This window comes from Sphingobium nicotianae (genome assembly GCF_018603885.1).
In the GTDB taxonomy this organism is placed as follows: Bacteria; Pseudomonadota; Alphaproteobacteria; order Sphingomonadales; family Sphingomonadaceae; genus Sphingobium; species Sphingobium nicotianae.
Genome location: NZ_JAHGAW010000006.1, coordinates 223,344 through 245,864, shown reverse-complemented (window position 1 = coordinate 245,864; position 22,521 = coordinate 223,344). Strand labels below are relative to the sequence as shown.

21 protein-coding genes are annotated in these 22,521 nt (G+C 65.8%); 7 read left to right on the top strand and 14 right to left on the bottom strand.

The features are described from left to right. The first annotated feature begins 12 nt into the window (after nt 1–12). Nucleotides 13–627 carry a cupin domain-containing protein gene (locus tag KK488_RS10890; RefSeq protein WP_214623380.1) on the top strand — a complete coding sequence of 205 codons (615 nt, stop codon included), beginning with the start codon at nt 13–15 and terminating at the stop codon, nt 625–627. A 9-nt stretch (nt 628–636) separates the two neighbouring features. Here the strand turns inward: KK488_RS10890 and KK488_RS10885 are convergent, their stop codons facing one another. Continuing rightward, on the bottom strand, nt 637–1,908 hold the full coding sequence (locus KK488_RS10885) for a serine hydrolase domain-containing protein (protein WP_214623378.1): 1,272 nt from the start codon (nt 1,906–1,908) through the stop codon (nt 637–639). 166 nt (nt 1,909–2,074) lie between these two features. On the opposite strand from KK488_RS10885, the gene KK488_RS10880 reads away from it, so the two are divergent. Both KK488_RS10880 and KK488_RS10875 read left to right on the top strand, forming a co-directional pair. Beyond that, nucleotides 2,075–2,977 carry a hypothetical protein gene (locus tag KK488_RS10880; RefSeq protein WP_214623376.1) on the top strand — a complete coding sequence of 301 codons (903 nt, stop codon included), beginning with the start codon at nt 2,075–2,077 and terminating at the stop codon, nt 2,975–2,977. 129 nt (nt 2,978–3,106) lie between these two features. Continuing rightward, a complete protein-coding gene (locus KK488_RS10875) occupies nt 3,107–3,259 on the top strand; it encodes a hypothetical protein (protein ID WP_214623374.1) in 153 nt (50 codons plus the stop codon). A 144-nt stretch (nt 3,260–3,403) separates the two neighbouring features. Here KK488_RS10875 and KK488_RS10870 read toward each other — a convergent pair whose 3' ends face one another. The 3 genes from KK488_RS10870 to KK488_RS10860 all read right to left on the bottom strand — a co-directional run bounded on the left by KK488_RS10870 (nt 3,404) and on the right by KK488_RS10860 (nt 5,245). Then, nucleotides 3,404–4,159, bottom strand: coding sequence for a competence/damage-inducible protein A (locus tag KK488_RS10870; RefSeq protein ID WP_214623372.1), 756 nt, complete (start codon nt 4,157–4,159; stop codon nt 3,404–3,406). Then, nucleotides 4,156–4,668, bottom strand: a complete 513-nt coding sequence (locus tag KK488_RS10865) for a GFA family protein (protein ID WP_214623370.1) — start codon at nt 4,666–4,668, stop codon at nt 4,156–4,158. Before KK488_RS10865 ends, KK488_RS10870 begins: the two co-directional genes overlap by 4 nt. Before the next feature lie 79 nt (nt 4,669–4,747). After that, nucleotides 4,748–5,245 carry a GFA family protein gene (locus KK488_RS10860; protein WP_250890264.1) on the bottom strand — a complete coding sequence of 166 codons (498 nt, stop codon included), beginning with the start codon at nt 5,243–5,245 and terminating at the stop codon, nt 4,748–4,750. A 65-nt stretch (nt 5,246–5,310) separates the two neighbouring features. Between KK488_RS10860 and map the strand changes: the two genes are divergently transcribed. From map to glnA, 3 genes are all read left to right on the top strand, one after another. Further along, nucleotides 5,311–6,135 carry a type I methionyl aminopeptidase gene (gene map / locus KK488_RS10855; protein ID WP_214623368.1) on the top strand — a complete coding sequence of 275 codons (825 nt, stop codon included), beginning with the start codon at nt 5,311–5,313 and terminating at the stop codon, nt 6,133–6,135. A gap of 260 nt (nt 6,136–6,395) precedes the next feature. Beyond that, nucleotides 6,396–6,734: a P-II family nitrogen regulator gene (locus KK488_RS10850; protein WP_214623366.1), complete on the top strand. Its 339-nt coding sequence runs from the start codon at nt 6,396–6,398 to the stop codon at nt 6,732–6,734. 49 nt (nt 6,735–6,783) lie between these two features. After that, nucleotides 6,784–8,196 (top strand): type I glutamate--ammonia ligase, encoded by a 1,413-nt coding sequence (gene glnA, locus KK488_RS10845; protein ID WP_214623365.1) that lies wholly within the window; start codon nt 6,784–6,786, stop codon nt 8,194–8,196. A 142-nt stretch (nt 8,197–8,338) separates the two neighbouring features. On the opposite strand, the gene KK488_RS10840 is transcribed toward glnA, so the two are convergent. From KK488_RS10840 to KK488_RS10810, 7 genes are all read right to left on the bottom strand, one after another. Then, nucleotides 8,339–9,688, bottom strand: a complete 1,350-nt coding sequence (locus KK488_RS10840; RefSeq protein ID WP_214623364.1) for an aldehyde dehydrogenase family protein — start codon at nt 9,686–9,688, stop codon at nt 8,339–8,341. Nucleotides 9,689–9,892: 204 nt separating this feature from the next. Further along, nucleotides 9,893–10,987 (bottom strand): AI-2E family transporter, encoded by a 1,095-nt coding sequence (locus KK488_RS10835; protein WP_214623363.1) that lies wholly within the window; start codon nt 10,985–10,987, stop codon nt 9,893–9,895. Nucleotides 10,988–11,063: 76 nt separating this feature from the next. After that, a complete protein-coding gene (locus tag KK488_RS10830; RefSeq protein ID WP_214623361.1) occupies nt 11,064–11,828 on the bottom strand; it encodes an NYN domain-containing protein in 765 nt (254 codons plus the stop codon). A 46-nt stretch (nt 11,829–11,874) separates the two neighbouring features. Then, a complete protein-coding gene (locus KK488_RS10825; protein ID WP_214623359.1) occupies nt 11,875–16,059 on the bottom strand; it encodes a translocation/assembly module TamB domain-containing protein in 4,185 nt (1,394 codons plus the stop codon). After that, nucleotides 16,059–18,185, bottom strand: coding sequence for an autotransporter assembly complex protein TamA (locus tag KK488_RS10820; RefSeq protein ID WP_250890263.1), 2,127 nt, complete (start codon nt 18,183–18,185; stop codon nt 16,059–16,061). The genes KK488_RS10825 and KK488_RS10820 overlap by 1 nt, the downstream gene beginning before the upstream one ends. Nucleotides 18,186–18,305: 120 nt before the next feature. Continuing rightward, a complete protein-coding gene (locus tag KK488_RS10815) occupies nt 18,306–18,785 on the bottom strand; it encodes a DUF1465 family protein (RefSeq protein ID WP_214623357.1) in 480 nt (159 codons plus the stop codon). A 104-nt stretch (nt 18,786–18,889) separates the two neighbouring features. After that, the gene (locus KK488_RS10810) at nt 18,890–19,087 is read right to left on the bottom strand and encodes a YdcH family protein (RefSeq protein WP_214623355.1); all 198 of its coding nucleotides are present in this window, start codon (nt 19,085–19,087) and stop codon (nt 18,890–18,892) included. A 282-nt stretch (nt 19,088–19,369) separates the two neighbouring features. On the opposite strand from KK488_RS10810, the gene KK488_RS10805 reads away from it, so the two are divergent. Beyond that, nucleotides 19,370–19,531 carry a YdcH family protein gene (locus tag KK488_RS10805; protein ID WP_214623353.1) on the top strand — a complete coding sequence of 54 codons (162 nt, stop codon included), beginning with the start codon at nt 19,370–19,372 and terminating at the stop codon, nt 19,529–19,531. Between the two features lie 224 nt (nt 19,532–19,755). Here KK488_RS10805 and sdhA read toward each other — a convergent pair whose 3' ends face one another. Genes sdhA through sdhC form a run of 3 tightly spaced genes read right to left on the bottom strand, consistent with a single transcriptional unit; the run spans nt 19,756 to nt 22,381 of the window. Beyond that, complete coding sequence (sdhA, locus tag KK488_RS10800) at nt 19,756–21,558, bottom strand: succinate dehydrogenase flavoprotein subunit (RefSeq protein ID WP_214623351.1); 1,803 nt, start codon at nt 21,556–21,558, stop codon at nt 19,756–19,758. Next, on the bottom strand, nt 21,558–21,947 hold the full coding sequence (gene sdhD, locus KK488_RS10795) for a succinate dehydrogenase, hydrophobic membrane anchor protein (protein ID WP_214623349.1): 390 nt from the start codon (nt 21,945–21,947) through the stop codon (nt 21,558–21,560). Before sdhD ends, sdhA begins: the two co-directional genes overlap by 1 nt. Beyond that, nucleotides 21,947–22,381, bottom strand: coding sequence for a succinate dehydrogenase, cytochrome b556 subunit (sdhC, locus tag KK488_RS10790; protein WP_214623347.1), 435 nt, complete (start codon nt 22,379–22,381; stop codon nt 21,947–21,949). The genes sdhD and sdhC overlap by 1 nt, the downstream gene beginning before the upstream one ends. Between the last annotated feature and the right edge of the window lie 140 nt (nt 22,382–22,521).

The window sequence follows — 22,521 nt, the reverse complement described above, 5'->3', positions numbered from 1 at the left end:
GGAGAAACGATCATGCGCTTTCGCCTGACCGTCGCGTCGCTCGCCATGATCATCCCTCTCACCGCCGCAGCGCAGGAAACCGCCCCGCCGGACAAGGCGACCTGGATCACCAAGGAAGAGATCGAGACGGTCGCCCGGGCCATCCCCGATGGCGACCGCAACATCAAGGTGGCAAATATCGGCCACGAGAATTTCGCCGTCGGCATCGTCCACCGCGGCAAGACCGTGAATGGCAGCGAAGGCCGTCCCGCCCTCAAGCTGCCGCCCGGCCAGCTCTGCGGACGTAAGGTCGACGCGCCGCCGGCGACGGGCGGCACGCCGGCCGGCATCACCCACGACAACCAGACCGAGGGCTATTATATCGTCTCGGGCGGAGGCACGATGTTCACCGACGGCTACATCGCCAACGGCACCAAGATCGACATGACCGATCTCAACGGCCCGACCTGCTTCGGCACAGCCTACGGGGTGACGCGCAAGATCGTGAAGGAAGGCGACATCATCATCATCCCGGCCGGCGTCGTCCACGGCTGGCTCGATATCCCCGACCATGTCGATTATCTGAGCTTCCGACCCTCGACAGGCATCCTGACACCCGGCTGGATCAACCCCGCGCTCAAGAAATAGCCATTGCGCTCACGCCCGGTGCAAATCCCCATACAGCGCATGGTTCGCATCGTCATAGATGGGATTGGGCCACCACTGCATGATCTGCGTCATCAGCACGATATATAGCCCGCTGGCGCGATCCACCCAGGTGACGCTGTTGGCCGCGCCGCTCCAGCCGTAGGTGCCGAGGCCCTCGCCGCCCGGCGTCGCGGTGATCACCGATCGCCCGCCGGCGCCATAACCGCCCGTGCCGAACCCCGTCTTCGCCAGCACGCCCGGCTCCATCAGGTTGGACATCATCGTAAGGGCCGTGGCGATCTTGAGGATACGGGTACGACCGAGCCGCCCCTCGCCCAGCAGCATCGCCATGAAGCGTGCATAATCCCGCGTCGACGAAATGAGTCCACCGCCGCCGGAGGGAATGGCGGGCATCCGCGTGAAGACGCTGTGCTCGCGCGTGTCGATCACCTCCAGCCCTGTCAGGGTATGCTTGTAGTTTGTGGCGAAACGGTCGAGCCTGGCAGGCGGCACCATGAAGCCCGTGTCCGCCATGCCGAGTGGTGCCAGAATTCGCCGCTCCAGAAACAGCTCGAACTTCATGCCCGAGACCTTCTCGACAACGGCGCCCGCGACATCCAGCCCAATCGAGTAGTTCCAGCCCGACCCCGGCTCGAAGAGCAGCGGGACACCCGCCGCTGCCTCGGCAAACTCGATCAGGTTAGCCGGCCGGCGTGACTGCCCGTCGCGCATGGCCGAAGCGGTCTCTATCCCTTTTTCGGCATAGAATTTGGCGAGTGGGGCCGGCGCGGTCGAGCCATAAGCGAGCCCGGCGCTGTGCGTCACGAGATGACGGATCAGGATCGGCTTGACCGCCGGTCGGCTCGCGAGACTATTCGCGGGGTCGGTCAGCACCGTCATTTGGGCATAGCCGGGGAAGATTGCCGAGAGCGGTGTGTCGAGGGTGAGCTTGCCATCCTCAACCAGCATCATCACCGCGCAGCCGGTGATGCACTTGCTCATCGAATAGATGCGGTAGAGCGTGTCCGGACTGGCCGGCACCCCCTCCCCCAGCTCCAGTGTGCCCGCTGACAGGAAAGCGGGCGGTCCCTCTCTTCCACCGACGGCCACGACCATGTTGGCGACTTTCCGTTCCGCGACATAGCGATCGATGAGTGCCTTCATCGCGGGGTGGGTGGCCGCGACCGCAGCCTTGGCCAATGCGACCGATGGCATCGCCGCCGCCGCGCCGAGCAAGCCGAAAAACTGGCGGCGATCGGCCACGAAATCGGTGATAGCCATCGGACATCCTCCCTGTTTTTCCGAAGCTTCCGCCAGGGCCGCCACTTTGTCAAAGCCTGATCGCCACAAAAAATCATGCACCATGGATGAAAGCGCGCGGCCCCCTCGTTTGTGTTGATGAGAGCGCCACGGTCGGCGTTCGCAGGACAGACGAAAGGAATTCATCATGAAGGCACTTCTGACCACGGCGGCCGCGATCGCACTGGCCGTCTCGCCGGCTTCGGCGCAGCTTCTGGGCGGCGGCGGCCTGGGCGGATCGCTGGGCGGCACGCTCGGCGGCGGCGCCGGCGGCATGCTCGGCGGCAGCATGGGGGGCAATCTCGGCGGCATGGGCTCGCGGATCGGCGACACCACGCGCGGCACCCTGTCGGGGACCGCCGGCACCAGCGGCGACCAGAGCGTCGATCGTCACAGCGGTCGCATCTCGGGCAATCGCTCGGTGACCGGCTCGCTCGGCGGCACGGTCGACCAGACCGTGGACACGCCGCGCCAGGCCGTCAATGCCGGCGCCTCGGGTAATGGCTCGGGCAGCGCCAATCTGGGCGGCGAGGCGCAGCTCGTCGGCACCGATGCCGTGCGCGACACGGTGCGCGGCACCCGCTCGACCGCCAGCGACACGATCGGCGGGGCCCGCTCGCAGCTCCGCTCGACCGCCGATTCCACCCGCGCCACCGCCGGCGATGTCGTCGGCACCACGCGCAACGCGACGGTGAACGCGGTCGGCTCCGCTCACGCCACGGCGCAGGCCTCCACCGCCAATGCGCTGTCGGCCGCCAACAATCAGCTCGCCATCGCCGGCAGCGCGGCGGCCAGCACGGCCGGGGCCTTCGCGGTCGCGCCGGGCATGGTCATCCAGTCCGCCAAGGGCAACACGATTGGCACCGTCCATAACGTGGTCACGGACTCGCGCGGCCGCGTCCGCTCCGTGGTGGTCGAATCCGGCGACCGGCTCGCCACCCTCCCGGCCGGTAATTTCACCGGCAGCGGCGACGTGCTCGTGACCGGCATGAGCAAGGGCGACATCAAGAGCGCCAGCAAGAAGCAGGCGAAGGAACAGCCGGCGAGCTGACGCCCGACCTCCCACCCAGCTCGCCAGCCAGCCCGGCATCGGAAACGGTGCCGGGCTTTGGTATGTCGTCTCTCAGGTCTGCCTGAATTATATATTGCTATTGCGAACTATTTGCATTAAATGAATTGCATGATGACCATCCTGGACGGCAGGCAGTTTCCAAATGCCCTTTTCATGCAGCGGCAGAACGCCCCGGCGATGCCGTTCACCCTCTCGGCGCGACACCTGACTGGCCTTGCGATCGTGATCGCGGGCCTGGCCGCCGCGCTGGGGCTTTTCTAGTCACCCGGATCGAAAGTTCGGCACATTGATTTCGTCATCCCGGGCTTGACCCGGGATCCCGCCTTTCCTCAGCCGCACGCGAAAGAGAGCGGGACGCCCGGGTCAAGCCCGGGGTGACGATGATGAAACGAATGTCGATCCGTCCTAGATTCCGCCTTCGGTCACGGCATATCCGGCCGCTTCCAGCCCCGCCTTGAGCGCATCGGCGCAAGCGTTCAGCCGCGCCTGATCCGTCGCGCGCACCACGAAGTTGGCGCCAACCATACCCTCGCGGAAGAAGGGATAGCTGCCGATCTGGCAGCCTTCATGGGCCTTCTCGGTCTCGCGCAGCAGGTCGGCGATCTCGCTTTCCGGCGCGCGCGTCCCGAGCGTGCGCGAGAGCAGAGGCGCGCCGCCCTCCAGCGTCCCGGTCAGCTCGGCCAGCATTCCTGCGGTGATGTGCGGCACCCCCGCCATGATGTAGATATTGTCGAACCTTATGCCCGGCGCGCCCGAGCTGCTGTTGGGAATGAGCTCGGCGCCCTGCGGCACACGCGCCATGCGCAGCCGCGCCGGGTTGAGCCCGCCGCGCGCGGCATAATAGCCCTCCAGGATTGCGCGCGCCTGCGGATGCACGACCACCGGCACACCGAGCGCCGCCGCGATCGCATCGACCGTGATGTCGTCATGCGTCGGGCCGATGCCGCCGGTGGTGAAGAGATAATCGTAACGCGCGCGCAGGATGTTCACCGCCTCGACGATCGCCGCCTCGTCGTCCGCAACCACGCGCACTTCCCGCAGGCGAATGCCCTGCACATTCAGCCAAATGCCGATCTGCGCGACGTTCCTGTCCTGTGTGCGGCCCGAGAGAATCTCGTCGCCGATGACGATGACGCCGGCCGTCCAGACCCGCTCGCTCATGCCTCCTGGCCCTGGTCCGCGTGATGCCGCGCGAACACCGCCCGCAACCGCGCCGCGCGCTCGGGCGGGAGCAATTGGTCGGGATCGTAATAAGCGTCGAACGCGGGAATGCCTTCGGGCAGCGTCACCCAGGGCATGCGCTCGCTGACATAGATCGCGGCGTCCGGAACCACTTCCCACGGATCGTCGAGCGTGCCGACCAGCACCGAGATGCCGTGCCGTCCGGTGATATGGGGCTGGCGCAGCAGGGTGACGCCGCAGTCGGCGCACTGCATCACCACCTGGTTGAGATCGCTGGCAGTCCGCGCCGCATAGGAGACGAGATTGCCCTTCAGCACCGTGACCGCCTCCGCCTCGAAATAGGCGTAGACGGCGGATGTGCCGCCGCTCTGCTGCTGGCAGAGCGCACAGTAGCAATTATTGACGAAGATGGGTTCGCGATCGACGCGATAACGCGTCCTGCCGCAGCCACAGCCGCCACCCATGATTGCCTTGTCGTGCGTGGTCATGCCATCTGCTTAACTCTCCTCGCAGCCCTCGCCAAGCGCAGGGCATGCCCATGGCGGCAGGCTTTCTTGATTGGGCGTCTCACCCTTCTCCAGCTGCGCGCCTGTCGATCAGCGCCTTGAGCCGCGCGAACCGCTCCGGCGGGAGCAGTTCGGCAGGGTTGTAAGTCGTCTCGAACTGCGGAATGTCGTCCGGTAGCGCCGCCCAGGGCATTTTGTCCGCGACGAAGATGATGGCGTCTGGCCGCACCTTTCCCGGATCGTCCAGCGTTCCGGCGCGCAGGCCCGCCCCCAGCCGTCCCAGACGCGGATAGTAGCTCCACATCGCCGTCCCGCAGGCGGCGCATCGGCAGATGCTGTGGTCGCCGCCGCTGCCGGCCTTCACCACATGCTCGCTGAGCGTGCCGGTGAGCAGGACGAGCGCCTCCTTTTCAATGAAGATGTTCACGACCGAGGTTGAACCGGTCTGGCGCTGGCAGAGGCTGCAATGGCAATTATTGACGAAGATCGGCGCCGCCGTCAGCCGGTATCGCACCGCCCCACAGGCGCAACCGCCCTCCATCGCTGCCCCGTTCGTCATGACCGCCAGATCTCCTTGCTGCTACCCCCTCGCCTTTCCGGCGCGTGCGCACTATATCAATCCGCATGACGACGTACATGACGCCGACGGCCGAAACCGCCAATGTCCGCACATCCGCCATCAAGCTGCATGGCCCGGAGGGTTTTGCCGGCATGCGCAAGGCTGGACGGCTCGCGGCGGAGATCCTGGACGCGGTCGTGCCGCTGGTCCGCCCCGGCATCAAGACCAGCGCGATCGACGACTTCGTCCGCCAGATGACGCTGGACGCCGGCGCCGTGCCCGCAACGCTCGGCTATCACGGCTATTCGTACAGCTGCTGCATCAGCCTCAACAATGTGATCTGCCACGGCATGCCGGGCGACAAGATCCTGCGCGACGGCGACATCCTCAACATCGACGTGACGCCCCTGGTCGATGGCTGGCATGGCGACACGAGCCGCATGTATCTGGTCGGCGAGGTGCCCATCAAGGCGCGCCGGCTGGTCGATGTGACCTACGAATGTCTCCTGCTCGGCATCGAACAGGCCAGACCCGGCAATACGCTGGGCGACGTCGGCTACGCCATCCAGACCCACGCCGAGAAGCATCGCTACGGCGTCGTCCGCGACTTTTGCGGCCATGGTCTCGGCCGCGTATTCCATGATGCGCCCGAGGTCGTCCATGTCGGCCGGCCAGGCACCGGACCCGAGCTGCGCCCCGGCATGATCTTCACGATCGAGCCGATGATCAACGCCGGCAAGCCCGGCGTGAAGATGCTGGAGGACGGCTGGACGGCCGTCACCCGCGACCGCTCGCTCTCGGCGCAGTTCGAGCATTCGATCGGCATTACCGAGACCGGCTGCGAGATTTTCACGCTCAGTCCGCAAGACCTCCACAAACCGCCTTATTGAAACGGCGGACACTTTCGGCCGGTCATTTCGTCTGCCTAATTATTAAGCAATTCGGCTCGAAAATGCCCGAAATCCGGGCAATATCGACATTCGTTCGCAAAGCAGCCAATGCTTGGCTGGTGATTCGCGAGCCAGCGCTGTAGCGTTCAGCCCTTGCGCGGTCGCGCGCATCGATCTTGTCTTGGCAGGGGCGAGTCGATGGCGCGGTTTCCGGGGTCGCTCTCGCCGCGCTTCATGCGAAGCAAAGGGGTATATTGGTCATGAAAAAGGTGGAAGCAATCATCAAGCCCTTCAAGCTGGATGATGTGAAGGAAGCGCTGCACGAGGTCGGCGTCTCCGGGATCACGGTCACCGAGGCCAAGGGCTTCGGCCGGCAGAAGGGCCATACCGAGCTGTATCGCGGCGCCGAATATGTCGTGGACTTCCTGCCCAAGGTGAAGCTCGAGGTGGTGGTCGAAGACGGCATCGTCGATCGCGTGGTCGAGGCAATTTCCGGCGCTGCGCGGACGGGGCGCATTGGCGACGGCAAGATTTTCGTCATCCCCGTCGAGAAGGCGGTCCGCATCCGCACGGGGGAGCTGGACGAGGCCGCCATCTGATTTTCGAATTATCGCAACACTTTAAGTCAAAGAGGAAGGGTACGTCGCCATGGCCAATTCGGCAAAAGACATTCTCAAGATCATCGAGGACAAGGAGATCGAGTGGGTCGACCTTCGCTTCACCGATCCGAAGGGCAAGTGGCAGCATCTGACCATGGTCTCGAGTGTTCTTGGCGAGGATGAGCTGGAAGAAGGCCTGATGTTCGACGGCAGCTCGATCGAGGGCTGGAAGGCGATCAACGAGTCCGACATGATCCTGAAGCCGGATCTGGACGCGGTCTATGTCGACCCGTTCAGCGCGACGCCGATGATGATCCTCTTCTGCAACATCGTCGAGCCCTCCACCGGCGAGCTTTATGGCCGCGACCCGCGCTCGACCGCCGTTCGCGCCGAGGCCTATGTGAAGGCCGCCGGCTTCGGCGACACCGTCTATGTCGGCCCGGAGGCCGAGTTCTTCATGTTCGACGACGTGCGCTTCAACAATGCGTACAACGAGAGCTTCTACAAGATCGACGACATCGAACTGCCGACCAACACCGGCAAGGAATATGAGGGCGGCAATCTCGGCCACCGTCCGCGCGCCAAGGGTGGCTATTTCCCCGTCGCGCCGGTCGATCCGTGCACCGACATCCGCGCCGAGATGGTCTCGACCATGCTCGAAATGGGCCTGCCCTGCGATAAGCATCACCACGAAGTGGCCGCCGCGCAGCACGAGCTCGGCCTGACCTTCGGCACGCTGGTCACCACGGCCGATCGCATGCAGATCTACAAGTATGTCGTGCAGATGGTCGCCCAGGCCTATGGCAAGACCGCGACCTTCATGCCCAAGCCGATCGCCCAGGATAATGGTTCGGGCATGCACACGCATATCTCGATCTGGGACAAGGGCAACCCGCTGTTCGCCGGCAATGGCTATGCCGGGCTCAGCGACATGTGCCTCTATTTCATCGGCGGCGTCATCAAGCATGCCAAGGCGCTCAACGCCTTCACCAACCCGACGACCAACAGCTACAAGCGTCTGGTCCCGGGCTTCGAGGCACCGGTGCTGCTCGCTTACTCCGCGCGCAACCGCTCGGCCTCCTGCCGTATTCCATACGGCTCGGGCGCCAAGGCAAAGCGCGTCGAGTTCCGTTTCCCGGACGCGATGGCTAACCCCTATCTCTGCTACGCGGCGTTGCTGCTGGCGGGTCTCGACGGCATCGAGAACAAGATCCACCCGGGCGAGGCGATGGACAAGAACCTCTACGATCTGCCGCCCAAGGAACTGAGCCAGGTGCCGACCGTGTGCGGCTCGCTGCGTGAAGCGCTCAACAGCCTGGAAGCCGACCACGACTTCCTGCTCAAGGGTGACGTCTTCTCGAAGGACCAGATCGACGCTTACATCGAGCTCAAGTGGCCGGAAGTGTATCGCTGGGAAATGGCGCCTAGCCCGGTCGAGTTCGACATGTATTACAGCGCCTGATTTAAGCGATCAGTCAAAAAGAGGGGGCGTCCGGAGCGATCCGGGCGCCCTTTTCGTTTCGCTGCCGAACGTAAAAGCCCCTCCTCTTCAGAGGAGGGGCCATTTTCTGCTGCAACGCCCGGGCGCTCACGCCCAGCCGCCGTCACTGATGCACGTAGATCGCCCGCTCGTGGGAGAAGGCCTTGAAGCCGAAATAGCCGTGATAGCTGCCCATCCCGCTGCCGTTGACGCCGCCGAAGGGCAGCCGGTTCTCGAGATAGTGCGAAAAGACGCCATTGACCGTCACGCCGCCGGAGGAAGTGCGATCCAGCACCTTCTGCACATGGGCCTCATCAGGGCTATAGACGTAGAGCGCCAGCGGCTTCTCGCGCGCCTCGATATAGCCGATCGCCTGATCGAGCGTGTCGTAGGTCATCACCGGGAGGACCGGCGCGAAGATCTCGTCCTGCAGAATCTTCATCTGCGGCGTCACGTCGGTGAGCATCGTGGGGTGGATGGTGAGATCGGTGGCATCGAGTTCGCCGCCCACGGCCACCGTCGCGCCCTGGGCGACCGCGTCGTCGACCATTGCCTTGACCCGGTTGAAGTTAGCCTCGTTCACGATCTGGGCGATGCTGTCCTTCTTGATCTTGCCGTCCTCTCCATAGAGATTCTTGGCGACATTGGCCTTGAAGCCCTCGACCAACCGGTCCTTCTGGTCTTCCTTCACGAACACATAGTCGGGGCAGATGCAGGCCTGACCGCCGTTGAACTGCTTCGCGCCAGCGAGATCGGCGGCGATCTTGTCGATGTCGGCGCCGTCGTCGATGATCACCGGGGATTTGCCGCCCAGCTCCAGCGTCACGCTCGCCAGATGCTTGGCAGCGGCGGCCATCACGATCTTGCCGACGCGTGGGGACCCGGTGAAGAAGATATGGTTGAACGGCAGCTCAAGCAGCGCCGTCGCCACGCTCACATCGCCCTCGAACAAAGCCACCTCATTCTCGTCGAACACCTCGCGCAGGATCACGCCGGCGATCCGCGCGGTGGCCGGACACAGGTCGGTCAGCTTGACCATGCAGCAGTTGCCGGCGGCAACGGCGGCCGCAACCGGACCCAGCGTCAGGCCGAGCGGGAAGTTCCAGGGCCCAAGGACGAGGCACACGCCGCGCGCCTCATAGGCGATCAGCGCCCGGTCGTTGGGGTTCTTGGAGGGCGTGACCTCGGTCGGCTTCATCCAGTCGTCGAGGCTGTCGATGTTGAGCTGGATGTTGCCGACGATGTTCAGCACTTCCGTAACCCGGATCTCACCTTCGGGCTTGCGGGTATCCTCCAGCACCGCCGCGACGATCTCGTCGGCATGGGCCTCCACGGCTGCCTTCAGCTTGGCCAGCTTCGCCTTGCGCTGCTCGGCGGTCGAGGCTTTGACATCCCACTGATGCGCCTGCTGGAGAGCGAAGACGCGGGCAATGTCCTTGGAGAGGTCGGCGGCAGTTTGCTGGGTGGTGGTCATGAGGCTTTCCGTCTGTGATCGGATGGGGGGAATCGGCAGCCTTGTAGGGGGTCCGCATGCGACAAGACAAGGGTCAGACGCATATCGGGACGCGATTTCATCTATACGAAATTCTGGACATAATCATCATCTAGAGAGCACAACGACGGAAATCCGGCCAATCGTTGCACCAGCCTCTCGGACGGACGCTACATGTGCAGGGCCTTATCCCGCCTCAGTCCGGCCGGCGATGGACGAGACTTCCACGAAGTCCCGCCAGAGCATCACCAGCACCGCCATGGTCGCCGGACCGATGAACAGGCCGAGCAAGCCAAAGGCCTCCACGCCGCCGAGGATGCCGATCAACACCCAGACGAAGGGCAGCTTGGTCGCGCCGCCGATCATGACCGGGCGGATGAAATGATCCGCGAAACCGATGACGATCAGGCCGATGACCAGCACCGCGATCGCCGCGCCGATCGCGCTTTGCGGCAGGAGCAGGAAGGCGGCGATCACCAGCATGACGACCGCGCCGAACGGAAAGATCGCCGCCACGCCGGTGAGCATCCCCATGAGCAGCGGATGCGGCACGCCGAGGAAGATATAAAAGACCGCCATTACCGCGCCTTCCCCGAGCCCGACCAGAACGACCCCGTCGATCGTGCTGCGCACCGAGATCACCGTCTGCCGCAGGATTCGCTCGCTGGTGGCGCCGAACAGATGGTCCGCCGCCACGCGGCATTGCGCGACGACCGACTCCCGGTCGCGCAATAGAAAGAAGAGCGTGATAAGCGTGAAGACGAGGATCACGATCCGGCGGAACACACCTGCACCGATGATCCGGCTATGCTCCAGCCAGTTCGCCGTGTTGAGATGATGGAGTTGCATCTGCGCGCCCTGCGCGGTCGCCAGGTTGAGGCGCCACCAGTCGGTCAGCGCAGGACCGACGAAGGGCAATTGCGGCGCCCAGCCAGGCACGGGCACGCCATGCTGCTGCGCCTGCGTGACCCAGGCGACGATGGTCGAAACCTCGATGGCCGCGCGCGAAATGCCGAGCGCGAGCAGGGCGGTCAGGACGAGCGCGATCGCCACCGTGATGAGCGCGGCGAGCAAAGTGCGATGGCGCCGGCCCCACGGGCTGTCGACGGCTTTCAAATAAAGCGGATCGATGGCGATCGCCATGATGACCGCCCAGACCAGCGCATGGATGAAACCCCAGATGATCCAGAGCCCGGCGAGCAGCAGCGCCAGCGAGACGACGACCTTCACGAGCGACGAGCGCCGTTCCTCCTGTTCCTGCGTCTGGTGGTGATCGGTCATCTCGTCCTCCGCCGTCCCGCAGAGGGCGGCCCGTCAATCCGCCGCGCATACCCTCAAATGCCCCGCCGGGCACCGCTTATTTGGCAGCGGCCTTGCCCTTGGCCTTCGGTTTGGCTTTCTCGCGGATATAGACGCCACGACCGGCTTCCTGCTTGAGCTCGAATGCGCCCGTCCTGCTGATCAGGTCGCGCAGCTTCGCCGATCCATAGGTGCGCGGATCGAAATCGGGCGACAAGGTGCCGATGCGTTGACCCACCCCGCCCAGGGCCACCCAGCCATCATCCCCCTCGAACTGAGCCAGCGCCTGGGTGATCAGAGGAACGGCTTCCGAGGGCTTGCGGACCAGCGACCTTGGCCGCTCGTCGGGCTTGCTCGGCTCGGCTGCCACCGGCGCCTCGGGAATCAGATTCTCGTTGTAAATGAAGCGCTTGCAGGCATTTCGAAAGCTCTCGGGGGTTTTCTGCTCACCAAAGCCATAGACATCGAGCCCATGCTCGCGAATGCGCGCGGCGAGGCTGGTAAAGTCGCTGTCCGACGATACCAGACAGAAACCATCGACGCGGCCATCGTGCAGCAGGTCCATCGCATCGATGACCAGGGAGATGTCCGAGGCGTTCTTGCCCGTCGTATAGGCGAAGGTCTGGTGCGGCATGATCGCATGCGGCTGCAATATGTCCGTCCAGGCCTTCAGGCGGCTGCTGGAGAAGTCGCCATAGATGCGACGTACGCTGGCTTCGCCGATCTTGGCGATCTCGACGAACAGGCCGTCGGCGATCCGGGCCGACGCATTGTCAGCGTCGATGAGGACGGCGAGTCGCGGCAGACGATCGGAAGCGGCCATGTCAGCAACATGCCTGCTGACGGCCGATTTAGCGAGGGCCGAGCGCTCAATAATCCTTAGATATCCGCGCGGCCGCACTCTGGCGACCCACGGTCGAGACCGTCGAGAGCAGCGAAAGCCAGCGCGTGATCTGATATTCGACGCGCGTCGCGCTGTAGCCCTGCCCGTCGGTGATAAGTTCCACGTAAAGATTGCGACCAATGTTCTTGCCCGCCGCGATCGCCGTCTTCTGCCCGATCGTCGGATCGGCGGCGAGGACGCGCAGGCGCGAGAGGCCGGTGGCACGGCGCACCGCGTTGATCGGGTCGAGCCCGCCGCCCCCACCCTGGAAAGCCGCGACTGCCGATGCCAGCTGGAGCGCTTCGGGCGCGGACAGCTTCGAAATGGACGTGCCGAACAGCAGCCGCGCGAGCAGCTCGTCCTGCGCCATGGCGGGAATGCTGGAGAAGTTGATGATCGGCCGCTGGCTGGTGCCGGTCACGGTGATCGTCGCGGACAGATCCTGCACATCCGCCACGGCGCGCACGTCCAGCACCGGATTCACCGGCGTGCTGCCGTTGAAGGTCAGCCGGCCTTCGCGCAGGTCGAAGCGCTTGCCGGCAAAGTCATAGGTGCCGCGAATGAGCGTCGCCGTGCCGCGGAAGGCCGGTGCCGTCACCAGCCCGCCGATCGTGAGATCGGCCGACCATTCGCTCTGCATGCCCAGGCCCTCGACCATGAGGCCCTGCGGCGCGCGTGCCTTCACGTCGAGCCGCCAGGATGCGGCGGCGCGGTTGCGCTCCACTTCATCGCCCGCGCGATTGATCTCGACCAGGCGGAGCTGCGGGATCTCGGCGGCGACCGAGGCGCGGCCGAGCACGAAGCGGCTGGCGACGACATCGAGGTCGCCGGAAATCACGCCGCCGCTGCCCGAGGACTGGATCCGCAGCGGCCCGGTCACGGTCGCGCCGACATCGTCGCGGTCGAGCAATACGGCCCGCTCGGCGCGCAGATTGATGTCCATGCCCACGCCGCGCTCGGCCGAGAGATCGAAGATCGCGCTGCCGGCCACCGCGCCATTGCCGGCGGTGCGGCCCTGAATGTCGCCGATGCTCAGGCGCGAGCCGCTGAACGTGCCGTGCGCCGAGACGTTGGTCAGCGACATACCGGTGACCGGGCTCTGCAGGCGGGCATTGCTCGTGTCGAGTGAGCCCAGGATCAGCGGGTCGGAGAGCGTTCCGGTCGCATTGGCGATGAGCCGGACGTCGCCGCCGAGCGAGATGATCTCGACATTGGTGAGCCGCCAGAGCGTGTCGGCATCGCCCGCATAGCGGAGCTGGGCGCGCAGCGGGGCATTGAGCACGCGGTCCGCGAGCGACCCCGTCCCGAGCGGCGCGACGAGCGCCTGCGCACGGCCGATCACGGTGCCGCCCTTGGCGAAGACGGCACGGGCCGCTAGCCGCTGGCTGTCCAGCATCGCATTGAGGCCGATGTCGATCGGGGCCGAGCTGAGCGCCAGCCCCGAACGGGTCAGGCCCTTGATGCGCAGGTTCATCCGCCCGCTGGGCACGGTGCCGCGCGGCCAGTCGAACGCCAGCGTCCCGTCCGCCGTGCCGCCGAGGCCGAGCTCGCCATTGACCAGATCGAGCAAGGCGAGCGGCAGGCTCTGCATCTGCGCCTCGACATGTGTCGCGGTCGCGCCGAGCAGTCCGGCGAGGCGCAGGCCGCCGCCCTGCATGTGCAGCGTCACCGGAGCGAGGCGCCAGCCCTCATCTTCGCGGGTCAGCACCGCGGCCCGATCGAGCTTGAGCGGCCGCTGGTCGACCGATCCCTGCAGATCGATGCGGATGCGGTCCTGCGCAATGCCCGCGCGCCCCTGAATGTCGAACAGGCGCCCGTTCTGGCCGCTCATCGAGAGGGTCGCCGTCCCCTCCCCGTTCACCAGATTGGCGGCTGCCGCGAAACGGCCGACGACCAGCGACCCGATCCGCAAGCCGCGCCCCTGCGCACTGGCGGTGATGCTCACCGCGCCCGGCCGCAGCAAAATGTCGCCGCGTACCGTGCCGCGATTGACCGTGATCGCCGGCGATCCCGCAAACTTGGCGCCGCCCAGATCGACATTGAGGCCAATCTTCTGGACGCCCTCGACCATCGACAGCTCGATCTGCCCCTCGGCCGGACCTGACAAGGTGAGCAGCCCCTGCAGCCCGCCGGCAACCGGGACGATCTCGCCCTTCACCACCACGTCGCTGATACCCAGATTGGTGAGCGCGATCGTCGCCTGGCCATTGGGCGGCAGCAGCACCGCAGCCTCGCCCTTGAACGGCCCGAGCATCGATCCGCCCTCGACGCTCACGGCATAGCCGCGCTCGTCGGGCGTGAGATGCGCATGGACATTGGCGAGACGCAGCACGGGCAGCGGCCGCTCGAGCAGCAGGTCCACCTCGGGCCGGTCGGCCTTGCCGGCGAGCGTCACGCGCAGCGGGCCATAGGCGCGGTGCTGGCCGGTCGCCGCGATCTGGAGATTGCCCTTGGGATCGACGAAGCCGTTGCCTGCAAGAGTCAGCGCCGGCGCCGCAACGCGCAGGTTGCTCAGCGCGATGCGACCCTGCCCCGCGAAGGCGAAGTTGCTGGTCAGCACCGGCAGCCCTTCGCCGAGGCCGCGCAGGAAACCATTGTCGAGCCGCCGCATCGTCGCGCGCGCCGTGCCGGTGAAAGTCGTCGCGCCGCGCGGCAGATGCGCGAGACGCAGCACGGCACTGAGATCGAGCCGGCCGAGGCCGCGCATCTCCAGCCTGTCGAACCCGCCCTTGAGATTGGCGAGGAAGCTCCCGGCGCGCAGGTTCGCCTGCCCGTCGAGCACGGCCGCAAGCCCGCTCGCCTTCACCGCGGTCGGTGCGATGCGCAGCGCGTCGCCGTCTCGCGTGAGCATGCCGTTCACGGTGAGATTGCGCAGTCGCTCGTCGATCATCGGATTGCCGAGCGCCAGCGAACGCGCCGTCAGGCGGATCGGGAAGCTCCCCTTCGTGCCGGCCAGCCGTCCCTCGCCGGACAGCCGCAGGTCGCGCAGCTGCAGGCTCCCCTGCCGCAGTTCGGCGCCGGTCAGCAGATAATCAAGCTGGGCGTCGGCGAAGGGCCCGGCGAGCCGCGCGCGCAGCTGGATCGGCTGACCGCTCACGCCGGGCGCGAGGCGACCGGGCTGCGCGATCGCGGCGTCCAGCCGCAGTTCATCGAAGCGGTTGCGGGCGAGATCGAGGCCGCCGGTTGCCCTGAGCTGCGCGGCGGACAGTCCGAGCGATGCCGTGCCCGATAGCAGGCGATTGTCGAAACGCAGCGTCGCATCGAGTTGCGCGCGGCCGTCCGGCGCCAGCGGCTTGAGCAATGTCATCGGCCCGATCAGCGCCAGCGGCCCGCGCACATGATAGCTGCCCTGCTCCATGCCGAGCGCGAGATTGACGACGAGTTGCTTGCCATCGAGCGCCAGCGCGCGTCCTCTCCACCGGCGCCAGTCGCCATCTCCCCTGATCGTGAACGCGACCGGCCGATCGGTGCCGGCGAGCTTGGCGATGATGCCGCCACGCGGCCCGACCACGACGAGATCGATGTCGAACTTGCGATCATCCGGCCGGCTGTCGAGCGCGAGGCGGACGACGTCCGGCGTATTGGCCGAGAAGGCCAGCAGATTGATGACCGCCCGGCCGGAGCGAATATCCGCCTTGCCGACCGCGCGGATCGTGCGTCGCTCGCCCGCGATTCCAGCGCCGAGCCCAAGCCGGTCGACGCGCAGGTCGGCGAGACGAATGTCGAAGCCCGGGAGGATCGACGTCTTGGCCTCGGTCGGCCGGAATTGCGGCAGCCGATGGAGATCGGCCGAAACAATGTGCAGGCGATCGATGTCGAGCCGGTTGGAGAGCCAGCCGAGGGGATACCAGCTCATGTCGGCGCGCTGGACCCGCGCGAACTCACCCTTCGGGTCGGAGAAGCGCACGTCGCGCAACGTCAGGTCGCGAAACAGCCGCCCCTCGATCGACCCGACGCTCACGCGCAGCCCCGTCACCGGTTCCCAGCGCGCGATCTGGCCGATGATGAAGCGGTGTCCCGCCTGGCTGTCGAGCCAGCGCACCCCGCCCCAGATCGCCAGCAACAGCGCCGCGATGGCCACCAGCACCGAGAGACTCACCCACCGCCACCAGCGACGCCGGGCGGGAGCCGCCGCCACGGGCGCGAGGTCGGGAGCGATCTCCTCGGCCATCAGAAGGCCTGCCCCAGCGAGACATAGACGCCGATCCGCGAGTCGCCCGGCTGCGGGTTCAGCGGCGTGCCGACATCAATGCGGATCGGGCCGAAATTGCTGTAATAACGCAGGCCCAGCCCTGCCCCGATGCGCAGTTCCCTGGCGCTCGGCCAGGGATCGGCGGAGATCGTGCCGGCATCGATGAACGGCACGAGGCCGAACTGATTGAGGCTGCCGAAGCGGAAGCGCGCTTCCAGCGACAATTCGCCGAGACTGCGGCCACCGACCGGATCATTGTTGAGGTCACGGGGGCCGATCGCCTGATAGCCATAGCCGCGCACCGATCCGCCGCCGCCGGAATAATAGCGCCGGGTCGGTGCGATGCGATCCGCCGAGGCACCGACGATCGTGCCCAGGCGGAACCGTCCGGCGATCGTCACGCGATCGCTGAAGGGCACATAGGCACTGCCGTCGACCTGGCCCCGGATATAGCTGAACACGCCATTTTGCAGCGACACTTCCGGCGATATGCGCGCGCCCAGTCGGAAGCCCTTGCGCGGATCCAGCAGATCGTCGCTGCCGTCATAGGTGACGCCGGTCGGCAGTGCCGCGATCACATAGGTGCGGTGCCGCGGTGTCAGCGAGGCGCCGTAGAGGTCGCGCTCGTCACTGATCCGCAGTTCGGCGCCGAACGACCAGGTCCAGTCCTTCTGGAAGATGAGATTGGTCTGCCGCTCGAAGCTGCCGGCGATGCCCGCGGTCAGGGCCTGATAGGCCGGCTGGTCGACATTGGCGCCGCTGAGCTCGAGGTTGAGCACACGGTCGCGGCGGCCCAGATTGTTGCGGCGAAGCGTCGCCGTCAGGCTCTGCTCCTGCGTACCGAGCACGCCACGCAGGGTGAGCGCGCCTTCGGGCGGGAAGAAGTTGCGATGCTGCCAGCTCGCCTCGATACGCGCGCCCTCGCCCGTGCCATAGCCGATTTCGCCCGAGATGGTGCGGGGCGGCGCGGGAGTCATGCTGATCGCGAGATCGACCAGCTGATCGGTCTTGCCCTCTTGCGGCGTGATCGTCACCTGCGAGACCAGACCCGTGGCGATCAGCGCGCGGTCGAGGTCGGTAATGTCGCTCTGATTATAGGGCTGACCGGGCTTGAAACGGCTGATGACCGCGACATGCCTGGCATCGAACGGCGCCTGCTGGTTCACCTTGATCTCGCCGAAGCGGCGGAAGCCGCCGGTCGTGACGTTGAGATTGAGGATCGCCTCGCGCTGCTGGTGATCGACCGTCAGCACCGGCTCGCGCACGTCCGCGAAGGGATAGCCGCCTTCGCCCAGCCCCGTGCGCAGCTTGTCCGTGGCGGCGAGGATCGCGTCGGTGTCGGCCGGATCGCCCTGTTTGACGGTGAACAGCCCGCGCAGGTCCGTGCCCAGCGGGCTAGCGCCCTCCAGGCCAAAGACCTGCACGTTGCTGAGCAGATAGCGCGGCCCCGCGCTGGCGCCGAGGATGACGTTGACGTGCGGGTCCGTCCCCGCGTCGACGCCCAACCTCATGCGCGTCCGGCTGTCGTAATAGCCCCGCGCCCGCAGCAGCTCATCGACGAGGTCGGTGTCGCTCTGCCCGCGCCGGCGAATCTGGGCGATATTGGCGCGGTCGCCTTCGCCCTGCTTCAGCACGGAGAGCGTATCGAACCGCGTATAGAAGGTCGCGTCGGCAACCGCGCTGAAGCCGTCCAGCGTGGTGTGATACCGCAGCGGCACGCTCGGATCGAGTGCGGCGAGCGCGTCACGCGTCGCATCGGATGTCGCCTGCTCCGCCGCGACCTCCGCATCCGAGGGGGGATAGGGCGGCGGCGGCGCCTGATTCTGGCTGGCCGCTTCCGGTTCCGGCACCGGGTCCGTAGGCAGCGACGCGGAGGGCGCGGCGAGATCGGGCCAGTCGAGGCCGATGTCCGGCATCTCCTCAAGATCGAGGCTATTGTCCGGCGCGGTCTGGGCAGGTGCCGGCGTGGCGGACGGCGACGGCACTGTCGTCGGACTGGGCTGCGCGCGCGCGATGCCCGGCACCGCAAGCATCATCGCCATGACGGTCCAGCCGACACTCAGCTCAGGATTGGGAGACCAGCCAAGGCCCGACCGTCGCAACATGACCTCTGTCTATGGGTTCGCGGCTCGACTGCAACCCGCATTCGGACATTTCGCAGGGTTTTGGGTCGATTGGAGGCACCGCCGATCGCCCGGGCGACCGGCGCGGCCATTCCCGGCGGATCAGAAGGCCCGTTCGAGCCGGATCAGCAGGTCGCGCGCCGGGCTGAGCGGCAAGGCGATGTCGTTCCGGCCGCGCCCGATCAGCTGGCGTTCCAGGCGCGAGACCCGATCGTAGAGATCCTCGCTCGTTTCGATCAGGGCCGCCATGTCGACGCTGAAGCGCTCGGCAATGCCGGCGGGTGTCGGTGCGGCAGCGCCAAGTCCGTGGCGCTCCTCGCCACGCGCGGACTCGGGCAGCTCGCCGTTCAGGATGGCGCGCTGGGTCAGCAGCCAGGCGATGACGTGCATCAGGCGCGTCGTCACTTTCAGCGACTCGCAGGCGAATTCAACGCGGTCGACCTGACCGAGCAAAGCGCGATGTTCCTCGGCCCGATGGTCGAAGAAGGAACGCGCCTCGTCGGCAAGCACCATGGCTTCGACATAGAGACTGTCGATCAGGCGCCGGTCGAACTGGTTGAGCAGGGTGGTTGAGTCGCTCATGCCATCGTTGCTGCCACAGACCCTGGCGGCTGTCGCGCCGATTAACTTCGAATCAACCACATGTCGGCGTCGGACCGTGGCTCGTCCCGAAATGGGGCGGTTGTTCAAGCGATAATGTCGGGAATCAGGCTGTTTTCCAGCATCGTGATTTCGTCGCGCAGGCGCAATTTGCGCTTCTTCATGCGCGCGAGCTGAAGCTGGTCGGGCTGGGCGATCTGGCTGAGGGCGACGATCGCGCAATCGAGATCGCGATGTTCGACCCGCAGAAACTCCAGCCGCTGCTCGATTTCCTCGATCGACAACACCGACTCGCAACCTCCCGTCATTCTGCGCGCGGCTGCATCATCGCATCGCGTCTCCCCGCCCGCAACGGCCGAACCCATCGCAACAAAAATTCAGCGTTAACGCCTTTTCTTCCGCAGTCGCGAAATGACAGGGCAGCGCCATCGGAATTTTGTTTAACGATCAATCACATCGTCGCCGCCTGTGCTGCGGCTTATCGCAAATCGAAAAAAGGGGGGAGACAGGTCCGCGCCGGAGTGATTTACTGACCCTCCATTGTCGCAATGGCTAAGGAGGACAGTATGGACACATCCCATGTTTCCGCACTTCACGCCAAACATGCCGGGCTCGAAGCCCGGATCAAGGACGAGACGGCCCGGCCCGCGCCGGACAATTTTCTCGTCGCGACGCTCAAGAAGCAGAAGCTTCGAATCAAGCAGGAACTGGCACAAGCCACCGGCTGAGCGACGCATAACGGGCATGTGAGCGCATCCGCGCAGCATGCCCTCAAGGAAGCATCCAGGAGACTGACCGGCACCGACCGGACCGACGGCCCCATCGGGCGGCCCGGAGGAGTCCTTTCCTTGCCATCCCTGTCCCTGCCGGACGAGAGACCGGCGGTGTGCTGGATGAGCCGGGTGTCCTGCGCGGGCAGCGCTTCCTTTCCGGGGAAGCCTGCCCGGCGGGCTCAATAAACCCGCTTCTTCGGCTCGATGTAGGCGATTTCGTCAGTCAGCGTATAGTCGTGCACCGGCCGGCTATCGAGCGTCACCGCGCCCCCTTTGCCGCCCCAGCCGTCGAACCAGCTGATCGTGTGCTTCATCCAGTTGGCGTCGTCGCGATCGGGATGATCCTCGTGCATGTGCGCGCCGCGGCTTTCCTTGCGCGCCCGCGCGCCCTTGATCGTGCAGAGCGCCTGGCCGATCAGATTGTCCAGCTCCAGCGTCTCGACGAGATCGGTGTTCCAGATCATCGAGCGGTCGGTGATGCCGATGTCGCTCATCCCGGCATAGACCTTCTCGAGCTTCTCGATGCCCTCGGCCATCAGCGCGTCGGTGCGGAACACGGCGGCATGGGCCTGCATCGTATGCTGCATGTCGAGGCGGATATTGGCCGTCGGCGTCCCGCCCTTGGCATTGCGGAAATGGTCGACGCGCGCGAGCGCCAGCTCCGCCGAGTCCGCCGGCAGCGCCCTGTGCGCCGCGCCGGGCTTGACGATCTCGGCGATCCGCTTGCCGGTCGCGCGGCCGAAGACGACGAGGTCGATCAGGCTGTTCGAGCCCAGGCGATTGGCGCCATGGACCGAGACGCACGCCGCCTCGCCCACCGCGAACAGGCCCGGCACGACGGCATCGGGATTGCCGTCCTTCAAGGTCACGACTTCGCCATGATAATTGGTCGGGATGCCGCCCATATTATAGTGCACGGTCGGCACCACCGGCAGCGGCTGGCGCGTCAGGTCGACGCCCGCGAAGATCTTGCCCGTCTCGGTGATGCCGGGCAGCCGCTCGTGCAACACCTTGGGATCGATGTGATCGAGGTGCAGGTAGATATGATCCTTGTTCTTGCCGACGCCGCGGCCCTCGCGGATCTCCATCGCCATCGAGCGCGAGACCACGTCGCGCGAGGCGAGATCCTTGGCCGAGGGCGCATAACGCTCCATGAAGCGCTCGCCTTCGGAGTTGGTCAGATAGCCGCCCTCGCCGCGCGCGCCCTCGGTGATGAGCACGCCCGCGCCATAGATGCCGGTCGGGTGGAACTGGACGAACTCCATGTCCTGCAGCGGCAGGCCCGCGCGCAACACCATACCGCCGCCGTCGCCGGTGCAGCTATGCGCCGAGGTCGCCGAGAAGTAGCAGCGCCCGTAGCCGCCGGTCGCCAGCACCACGGCATGGGCCCGGAAGCGGTGGATCGAGCCGTCGTCCATGTTGAGGGCGATGACGCCGCGGCACTCGCCATTTTCCATGATCAGGTCGAGCGCGAAATATTCGATATAGAAATCAGCGTCGTAGCGCAGGCTCTGCTGGTAGAGCGCGTGAAGCATGGCGTGGCCGGTGCGGTCGGCGGCGGCGCAGGTGCGTTGGGCCGGCGGGCCGGCGCCCATATTCTGCATCATGCCGCCGAACGGGCGCTGATAGATCTTGCCTTCCTCGGTGCGGCTGAACGGCACCCCCGCATGCTCCAGCTCGTAGACCGCCGCCGGCGCCTCGCGCACCATATATTCGATCGCGTCCTGGTCGCCGAGCCAGTCGGAGCCCTTGACCGTGTCGTACATGTGCCAGGTCCAGTGGTCCGGACCCATGTTGCCTAGGCTCGCCGCGATGCCGCCCTGCGCCGCCACGGTGTGCGAGCGCGTCGGGAACAGCTTGGTGATGCAGGCGGTCTTGAGACCGCTCTCGGCAATGCCCATGGTCGCGCGCAGGCCCGATCCACCGGCCCCCACCACGACGGCGTCATAAGTGTGATCGACGATCTTGTAAGCGTCGGCCATCAGAGGGGCCCTCCGGCAAAAGCGAGCTTGGCGACCGAGAAGAGGCAGACCGCCCCCGCGCCGATCGCATAGAAGGTGAGCAGCACGAGCACGGCGAACTTCAGCCCGTCATCATGCACATAATCCTCGATCAGCACCTGCAGGCCGAGGCGGATATGATAGAAGACGCTGACGATCATCAGCATCATCGGCACCGCGACGATCGGCTGGGCGAGCCAGCCGGCGACCGCGCCATGATCGTGCGACGGCAGCATGACCAGCCCGGCGATCAGCCAGCTTACCAGCAGCGCGTTGCCGATCGCGGTGAACCGCTGGGCGACCCAGTGATGGACACCGCTCTTGGCCGAGCCGAGGCCGCGGACCTTGCCGACTTTGGTTCCGCTGCCCATCAGTGCGCTCCCCGCGTGAAGATATAGGCCCAGAGCGCAATGGTCGCGATCACTGCCGCGGCCATGACGACCAGCGACCAGGTGCGGTTGGTCTTGAGCTCATAGCCCGCGCCCATGTCCATCACGAGATGGCGCAGGCCCGAGAAGAGATGCTGGAAGAAGGCCCAGGACAAGCCGATCAGCACGATCCGGCTCACATAGTTGGCGATCAGCCCGGCCAGGTCCGCCTCATCGGCGCGCCACACATAATATTGAAATGTCGCGTAATCCGCAGGGCCGCTCGCGGCCGCGAACAGCCACCAGGTGAGCCCCAGGCCGCCGACAATCGCCAGGCCGTCGCCCGTCACGCGGTGCAGGATCGAGATCAGCATGTGCGGACCCCATCGCCAGATGGTCAGATGCGGAGAGAGCGGCCTCGGCCGGGATTGCGCCATGATAAGCGACCCTGATCGTGAAAGTTGGCGTCCCTTTAGCGCAAAGCCGCCGCACTGCAAACGGTCAGGGTGGGCTTATCGATGTTCGGCCGTGCGGGCGGACGGCCCAGCAATAACCGGCGGTTAACGAAGACCGGCTA